The following is a 249-nucleotide window of genomic DNA, read 5'->3' on the forward strand; positions in this document are numbered from 1 at the left end:
GTCCAGCGCCTCCGCCGTCAGGGTGAGGCCCGACCGCTGGGGCGTCACCGTCAGCGAACGCAGCAGGTCGGGCAGGGTGTCGAAGTCCAGTTTGCCGTTGCGCCACTCCGCCGCCTCGACCGGATCGAACCTATGCTCGACCACCTGTTCCACCAGATCGGGGTCCAGGTCCTCGGCCTCGGCGGTCACCCCGAACGTGCCGTCGCGCAGATGGCGGCCCGCGCGGCCCGCGATCTGGCCGATCTCATG

Annotated in this window: 1 protein-coding gene; it reads right to left on the reverse strand. The window is 70.7% G+C overall.

Going from position 1 to position 249, the window contains the following annotated elements; translation table 11 throughout:
* The coding region (locus CVH10_RS22975) for a hypothetical protein (protein WP_219925041.1) at positions 1–249 on the reverse strand (249 nt) is incomplete at both ends.

The sequence above is a fragment of the Halomonas sp. ND22Bw genome, assembly GCF_003011945.1.
Lineage (GTDB): Bacteria > Pseudomonadota > Gammaproteobacteria > Pseudomonadales > Halomonadaceae > Halomonas > Halomonas halophila.